Source organism: Pseudoalteromonas sp. Isolate6, from assembly GCF_022398435.1.
Classification (GTDB): Bacteria; Pseudomonadota; Gammaproteobacteria; order Enterobacterales; family Alteromonadaceae; genus Pseudoalteromonas; species Pseudoalteromonas galatheae.
Genome location: NZ_JAKEVK010000049.1, coordinates 19,516 through 27,052 on the forward strand (window position 1 = coordinate 19,516; position 7,537 = coordinate 27,052).

At 44.1% G+C, this 7,537-nt stretch carries 6 protein-coding genes and 7 tRNA genes; 10 read left to right on the forward strand and 3 right to left on the reverse strand.

Translation table 11 applies throughout. The features are described 5' to 3' along the window. Positions 1-108: 108 nt before the first annotated feature. Complete coding sequence (locus tag L1D50_RS09460) at positions 109-1,683, reverse strand: LysM peptidoglycan-binding domain-containing protein (RefSeq protein WP_128726885.1); 1,575 nt, start codon at positions 1,681-1,683, stop codon at positions 109-111. Positions 1,684-1,910: 227 nt separating this feature from the next. Continuing rightward, complete coding sequence (gloB, locus tag L1D50_RS09465; protein WP_128726884.1) at positions 1,911-2,678, reverse strand: hydroxyacylglutathione hydrolase; 768 nt, start codon at positions 2,676-2,678, stop codon at positions 1,911-1,913. A gap of 52 nt (positions 2,679-2,730) precedes the next feature. On the opposite strand from gloB, the gene L1D50_RS09470 reads away from it, so the two are divergent. After that, positions 2,731-3,480 (forward strand): methyltransferase domain-containing protein, encoded by a 750-nt coding sequence (locus L1D50_RS09470; RefSeq protein ID WP_010370946.1) that lies wholly within the window; start codon positions 2,731-2,733, stop codon positions 3,478-3,480. Positions 3,481-3,543: 63 nt separating this feature from the next. Here the strand turns inward: L1D50_RS09470 and rnhA are convergent, their stop codons facing one another. Beyond that, positions 3,544-4,014, reverse strand: a complete 471-nt coding sequence (gene rnhA, locus L1D50_RS09475; RefSeq protein WP_099029375.1) for a ribonuclease HI — start codon at positions 4,012-4,014, stop codon at positions 3,544-3,546. 69 nt (positions 4,015-4,083) lie between these two features. On the opposite strand from rnhA, the gene dnaQ reads away from it, so the two are divergent. The 9 genes from dnaQ (at position 4,084) to L1D50_RS09520 (ending at position 7,127) form a co-directional block, all read left to right on the forward strand. Beyond that, a complete protein-coding gene (gene dnaQ / locus L1D50_RS09480; protein WP_128726883.1) occupies positions 4,084-4,794 on the forward strand; it encodes a DNA polymerase III subunit epsilon in 711 nt (236 codons plus the stop codon). Positions 4,795-4,894: 100 nt separating this feature from the next. Beyond that, positions 4,895-6,265, forward strand: a complete 1,371-nt coding sequence (locus L1D50_RS09485; RefSeq protein WP_128726882.1) for a TIGR03503 family protein — start codon at positions 4,895-4,897, stop codon at positions 6,263-6,265. 110 nt (positions 6,266-6,375) lie between these two features. Continuing rightward, a tRNA-Asp gene (locus L1D50_RS09490) sits at positions 6,376-6,452 on the forward strand. Between the two features lie 30 nt (positions 6,453-6,482). Continuing rightward, positions 6,483-6,559: transfer RNA gene (locus L1D50_RS09495), tRNA-Asp, on the forward strand. 32 nt (positions 6,560-6,591) lie between these two features. Beyond that, a tRNA-Asp gene (locus L1D50_RS09500) sits at positions 6,592-6,668 on the forward strand. Positions 6,669-6,700: 32 nt separating this feature from the next. Next, positions 6,701-6,777 (forward strand) — tRNA-Asp (locus L1D50_RS09505). Positions 6,778-6,826: 49 nt separating this feature from the next. Next, positions 6,827-6,903: transfer RNA gene (locus L1D50_RS09510), tRNA-Asp, on the forward strand. Between the two features lie 41 nt (positions 6,904-6,944). Beyond that, a tRNA-Asp gene (locus tag L1D50_RS09515) sits at positions 6,945-7,021 on the forward strand. Positions 7,022-7,050: 29 nt separating this feature from the next. Beyond that, positions 7,051-7,127: transfer RNA gene (locus L1D50_RS09520), tRNA-Asp, on the forward strand. Positions 7,128-7,537: the final 410 nt, after the last annotated feature.

Below are 7,537 nucleotides of genomic sequence, written 5' to 3' on the forward strand. Positions count from 1 at the left end.
CTATCGTAATCTTTAAGGGAAAGTGAGTTAAAAGTGCTGCTTTAATATGTAAAAATCCAATATCATCACTGATATTGGATTTTTATTTTTAAACCCTAGCTCTTAGCGCTAAACACGTTTCGTCTGAACTTTCAGTTTTAACTTTTGACCTGGCTGGAGATACTTCTGCCCAGTCAGGTTGTTCCACTTGACGATTTCATTCACGCTAACGTTAAATTTAGTGGCGATACGTGCTAGTGAGTCGCCTTTACGCACTTTGTAAGTGATTGTGCGTTCGGTATTGACGAGGACGGTTTGATTTGCTGCTTTTTCATCTTTAAAGACGGTAAGCTTTTGTCCAAGGCGCAAAACGGCATTGGTTTTTAACTTATTCCAGCTAGCTAATTGCTTAACGGTAACATCATATTCGCGGCTGATATCCCACAATGTATCGCCTGACTTTACCGTGTGGCTGAGCTTTTTCTTGGTCACTTTGTTGGCGGCAAGGCGCACCTCTGGTGGTAAATGCTCACTTTGCAATTCGCCATCACTGAGTGGCACCAATAGCCTCTGGCCAACACGGATCATATTGCCATCGATGCTATTGAGTGAGCGAATGGCGCCGATACTAGTATTAAACTTAGTCGCAACGACCGACAGGCTATCTCCTTTTTGCACCGTATAATATTGCCAACGAAGCCTATCTTTTACTTCTGTCTTAGCTAATTTCTCTTGAAAGGCGTCAACCTTTTCCATAGGTAATAATAACTGATGTGGACCATCTGGATCGGTGGCCCAACGATTAAAACCTGGATTTAGGCGATAGAGTTCAGTTAAAGAAATATCAGCCATTTCAGCGGCAAGCGCTAGATCAATTTGTGACCCTACTTCAACAGTATCAACTACTTGGGCATTGATGATAGGTTGCCACGTGACCTTAAACTCATCTGAGCGTTTTAATAGGTCGGACAAAGCAAGTAATTTAGGAACATACGCAGTGGTCTCGCGAGGTAAATCGAGAGACCAAAAGTCGGTGGGCAAATGCTTTTTACGGTTTTTTCGGATTGCTCTGAGCAATCGACCTTCACCTGAATTGTAAGCGGCAATTGCGTTTAACCAGTCGCCTTCCAGCGTTTTATGGAGGTAGGTGAGGTAATCAAGTGCCGCTTGCGTTGATGCAACAATATCGCGACGGCCGTCATACCACCAATTTTGTTTGAGGTTGAAGCGTTCACCTGTTTGAGGCATAAATTGCCAAATACCGGAAGCGGTGCGGTGTGAATAGCCAAAGGGATCGAATGCGCTTTCTACAATAGGTAATAACGCGATCTCGACAGGCATATTGCGCTTTTCTACTTCTTCAACAATGTAGTAGAGGTAAGGCTCTGCACGTTTTGCGATACGGTCTAAATAGGCTTGGTGACGTTGATAGTAATTACGTTCGGCGACCACAGGTCTATTTTGCGGTACTTCGATAGATAACTGATAACGGATCCGCTCCCATACATCGTCAAATACAGGCACAGCCTCTTCATCTTCGTCTTGCCATGAGGTGCTGAGTGTTTGAGAGATATCATAAGGGCTCGCGTGATCTAAGTTGGCCTGCTTCACTTGTTCAGTTGCAGCTTCCAATGGGGTTTCTTGTGTGATTTCACAACCACTTAATATTGCTGTTGATGCAATAATAAAGGCGAGCTTTTTCATAAATGCGTTCTTTTGCTTGGGGGTTCGGACAAAAACTCGGCAATATTACCGAGTTTGTATCAGCATTTAAAGCTTCTTTATTATTTTATTTCGACTTCCTAAAAATCGTTAGAAATGCTTATCTTTGGCGGCATTGCTAAGAAAATGGATAATTTATTCAATACTTCCCATGTAAGTACGCCAAAAAAGCGTCATTTTGGCGTTACATTAGGTCACTATTGAATATTTTAGAAGTTATCCTTCCATTTTCTTAGCGCACTAAAGCGAGCTTCAGGTGTATTTTCTGACGTGATAAATTGTGGTGGAATATGGGTGAGGATGGCTTCATTCGCGGCACGTACAAAAGGATTGATTGCTTTTTGTTGTTCAATTGTTGTAGGTATTGTGCGCTCGTTACTGGCACGTAATGACTTTGCTTGTTGGTGATACTGGATCAGTGCTTGGTTAGTGGGCTCAACAGCCTCAGCAAAAGCAAGGTTTGCGAGCGTATACTCGTGCGTGCAATACACTTTGCATGTGTCAGGTAGTGTGAGTAGCTTTTCAAAGGAGTGCCACATTTGGCTTGGTGTTCCCTCAAAAAGCCTGCCACAACCTGCATTGAATAAGGTATCCCCCGTAAAAGCCAGCTCATCATTTACATAACAGATATGATCTAAGGTGTGACCTGGGGTGGCAATAATGTTCAGCGTGGTATCGAAAAGTGTGATCGTATCATGTTCACTGAGGCCGTGAGTAATGCCTTTATATTTACCATTTTTAGGTCCGTAGACTGTTAAGCTAGGAAAATGTGATAAAAGCGGGGCAATGCCATCAGTGTGATCCCAATGATGATGGGTGACTAATATGCCTTGGAGTGTTAAATCAAACTTGGCGAGGTAATCTAAAACAGGTTGTTCGTCACCGGGGTCAACCACCCAACAGTTTGAACGTAGAGGGTCTTTTATCAGCCAGATATAATTGTCATCAAATGCTTTGATTGCATCGACTTGCACCATAACGCAATGCTCTATAAAGTGATTAATAACACCAGTATAACGAGCTTAGTAAATGAAACCAGCGTTAAGTTTTTTACAAGGACCCAAACCCGATGAGTGGCAGGACTTTCCTCACGGTGAATATTTAAAAGTGGGGATCCAAAAACGACTGGATGAGTGGCTACCAAGAATGTTTGGTTACCACATGCTAAAACTCGGCTGTTTGAGCGGTCAAATGAATACCTCTGCCAGCCCGATTAAGCATCAAGTTTGTGTTGCCCCACAAGGCAAACATGTCGGAGTATTTGCTGAAATTGACGAGCTACCTTTTTACGAAAACTCAGTCGATGCTTGTATTTTAAGCCAGTGCTTAGAATATCATTCTGATCCGCATCATATTCTACGCGAAGCCCATCGCACACTTATTCCCGGTGGTTATATTGTGATCTCAGGTTTTAATCCGTTTAGTTTATGTGGTGTGGCGCAAATGCTTCCCTTTAGTAAAGAAAAACTCCCTTGGTCAGGGCGCTTCTTTACTCCATCTCGGGTGAAGGATTGGCTAGACTTACTCGGGTTTGAGATTGTTGGTGACGAGCGCTTTATTTACGCGTCTTTAGCGCGAGGCTCCAGGCTTTCTCGTTTTGCGCCATGGCGCCGCTTTTGTCGTCATTACTTAAAGCCGATGGGAAGCGTGTATATGTTGGTGGCAAGAAAGCGGGTGATGCCGCTCACTCCAATCAAACCCAAATGGCATGTAAAGCCCAAGTGGACACCCGCTGTGAAAGGAGCTGGGCTCAGGCAAACCTGCCAAGATAAAGAATAACGAGTGTTAGTTCTTAAGATAAATCTTAAGGGAGCTGTTATTTGTTATAGAATGACTCCCTAGTTAGACGCTGGCTTCGTAGCCCTCATCTACAAGTAGATTTGAGCCTGAAGCCGCTTCTCGTGCTAAATCATCGACAAGCTCATTGTATTTATTTCCAGCGTGGCCTTTTACCCAGCGCCACTGGATCGTGTGCCGGCTGGTGGCAGCGTCCAGTCTTTGCCATAAATCGACATTTTTTACCGGTTGTTTAGCTGCGGTTTTCCAATTGCGCTTTTTCCAGTTTTCAAGCCAAGACTCAATGCCTTGCTTAACATATTGGCTGTCGGTATACAGAATGATATCGCAGGGACGCTTTAATGTTTCGAGTGCAACAATGGCTGCAAGCATTTCCATTCTGTTATTGGTTGTGAGCTTATACCCTGCACTCATTTCTTTTTCATGTCCTTGATAGGAAAGGTAAACACCATAACCACCTGGACCTGGGTTACCTAAACACGAGCCATCGGTATAAATCTCTACGGTTTTTTGCACTGAATTGCCTATTTTTATGTAAAATGTGCGAATAGGGCAAAATAATAGCAAAGTTAAGCGGGCAACGATATGCACACACGGCAAATAGTACTGGATACAGAAACCACAGGTATTGATCCTAAAGCAGGGCACAGGATCATTGAAATTGGTTGTGTTGAGCTAGTCAATCGCAGACTAACGGGGAATAACTTCCACGTATATATTAACCCTCAGCGCGACATTGAAGAAGAAGCCATTGATGTTCACGGTATCACCAACGAATTTTTACGCGATAAACCTTTTTTCCATCAAATTGCGCAAGAGTTTTTTGACTATATTAAAGGAGCTGAGCTTGTCATTCATAACGCGCCGTTCGACGTCGGCTTTATGGATCACGAGTTTGCTAAGCTAAATCAAGGCTTTCCGGCGACCCATGACTATTGCCAAGTGCTAGATACCTTGGTGATGGCCAGGGATCTTCATCCAGGCCAGAAGAACAGTCTAGATGCACTGTGCCGTCGCTATGATATCGATAACTCAAAGCGTACGTTGCACGGCGCTTTGCTGGATTCCGAGATCCTTGCTGATGTTTACCTTTCGATGACGGGAGGCCAAAAAAAGCTCAATTTGGCGAACCAAAATAAAGGTGAGCAGGCTAGCTCAGGCGGTGGCATTATTCGTTTAGACAGTAATCGCCCTGCACTTAAAGTTTTACGTGCTTCTGCCGATGAAGAACAAGCACATACAGAACGTTTAGAGCTTGTAAACAAAGCTTGTGGACAAAGCTTGTGGCAACAATAATGAATACAATCGGTATCGTTGGGATGGGGTAGACGCTTAACTAAGGGCTTTATCCCAGAAAAAGATCACTCAGGCCATCAAGGCAATGTAGGGTTAATGCATGAATCTAAAACAGCTTATCTTGGGGTTTGTACTGCTAGTAAGTACGATTGTTGGCGCTCAAACACCACAGATAACGATGTTACAGCGGGACGGCAAGGTAAATGAAATCCCTCTTTTAGATAACCGTTTTCGCATTGATTATAATATTGAAGAGATTACTTTACTGTTTTTTCGCGCACCTGGCACGCCTGCCGTGGTACTTGTGAAGCCTGATGGCAGTAAATATTATGCGACCAGTTCGCTAGATAATGATGCACTGCAATGGTACGACGAAGTCAGCTATGACTTGATCATTCTAAAAAATCCGACGCCAGGCCCTTGGCAAGTTATCGGACAGATCCAAAAAAACAGCCGCATTATGGTATTGGGTGACATTGAGCTCGAAGTTGAAGCTTTGCCTCCGTTATTGTTCCGTGGTGAAGTATTGAAGGTAACAGGTCGTGTGACCAATGATGGCGAACCGATAGATGTAGGTTACTTTCGGGATGTCGTGACTTTGTATGTAGAGTTCTCCAGCACCAATAACGATGAATATGCAAACTTTGGTGCAGGTACGCAAAGTGTAACCGACTTTAAAGATGATGGTCGCGAATTTGATGAAAGGCCCTTGGATGGAATTTTTACTGGTGAGTTTAAATTAAATTTTCCAGCAGGGGAGTGGCAGCCAGAATTTTTCATTGAAACGCCCATTCTAAAAAGAAGAGTGATTAAATCTCCCATTGTTATTGCTGAGCCGCCATTCAACTTTGAATTGATGCTTGCGGGCGAAAACGAGCTTGAACATGGTCTTACTATCACGTTAGACGACACGGTTATAAAGCCAGAAACTATCTTGTTACAAGGTAAAATCTTTTACCCCAATGGTGAAGAGCAGATGTTTACTTTAGATGCCGAAGAGCGACTTTATCGTCAGCTACCAATCAAGAATTATGACTGGGGTCGTTATAGCATAGAAATCTCAGCATTTGGTGAAAATATCAATGGCCGTGAGTTTATGGCTACGTTGCCAAACTATAACTTTGAAATTGAAAGGCCCATTGAAAAAGTGCCTGAGTTAGAAGCCACTGCGTTACCAGCAGCGAAACAACCCGCTCCAGAACCAGAGCCGACTATAAGTACAGCGCTATTAGTCAGTATTATCGTTGCTGGTAACTTAGTTGTATTATTGCTTGGTGGGTTAGTTATTCGCATTTTTGTGCAAAAAAAACCAATTAAGTTAAAAGTACCAATGTTAAAGAACCCATTTAAGAAAACCGAAGAAGTCATTGATCTTGATGATTTAGGGCCATCTGAAAATAACGCAGCAGGTAATGGTTCAAAAAATGATAAATCAGGTGATATTTTGAACCTTTCAATGAAAGATAACTAAAAAACACGGTTTTTTTTCAAAAAACGGTTGACTCATGAGGGGGTCATTCGTATTATTCACGCCGCTGTCAGGGAGCACACCTTACAGCAAACACTGCAAGAATATGACGCGGAGTGGTAGTTCAGTTGGTTAGAATACCGGCCTGTCACGCCGGGGGTCGCGGGTTCGAGTCCCGTCCACTCCGCCAAATTTCTTCGTAGTATTAATAAGTCGCGCTGGAGTGGTAGTTCAGTTGGTTAGAATACCGGCCTGTCACGCCGGGGGTCGCGGGTTCGAGTCCCGTCCACTCCGCCAATACTTATTACAAACGTGCATTTGCTTCTTATGGAGTGGTAGTTCAGTTGGTTAGAATACCGGCCTGTCACGCCGGGGGTCGCGGGTTCGAGTCCCGTCCACTCCGCCAACACTTCGAAGCAAAAAATGCGAATACTCAGTGGAGTGGTAGTTCAGTTGGTTAGAATACCGGCCTGTCACGCCGGGGGTCGCGGGTTCGAGTCCCGTCCACTCCGCCAATGTATCGCATAACTATATTCAAGCTTTATGACAGCTTGTTTACTCGCTGGAGTGGTAGTTCAGTTGGTTAGAATACCGGCCTGTCACGCCGGGGGTCGCGGGTTCGAGTCCCGTCCACTCCGCCAACACTAAAACGAGTAAAATAATGTCATTAAGATATCTCTGCGGAGTGGTAGTTCAGTTGGTTAGAATACCGGCCTGTCACGCCGGGGGTCGCGGGTTCGAGTCCCGTCCACTCCGCCATTTAAGATGTCTTGCAAATCTATCACTGCGGAGTGGTAGTTCAGTTGGTTAGAATACCGGCCTGTCACGCCGGGGGTCGCGGGTTCGAGTCCCGTCCACTCCGCCAGTTTGCATTTTCTTCTAAGCAAGCTTCATTGAGCAAAATCAAATAGCTCATTTTCTTTAGTCTTTCCCTTGTCATCATTGTCAAGTAACTCATTTTTCAACATAAGCTTATAATAATGTCGGTATAACTTTGCTCGTTGCAGCAAAGTGRTAGTTCAGTTGGTTAGCTGTTGCCTTAGAGAAAGCGGCCAGTCACGCCGGGGGKCGYGGGTTCGAGTCCCGTCCACTCCGCCAGTTTGCATTTTCTCTTCTTAGTAGACTTCCTTTAGCAAAATAAAAAAGCYCATTTACGTTAGTCTTCCCTTTGTCATCACAGTCCAGTAACTTATTTTTCAAYATAAGCTTATAATAATGTCGGTATAACTTTGCTCGTTGCAGCAAAGTGATAGTTCAGTTGGTTAGCTGTTGCCT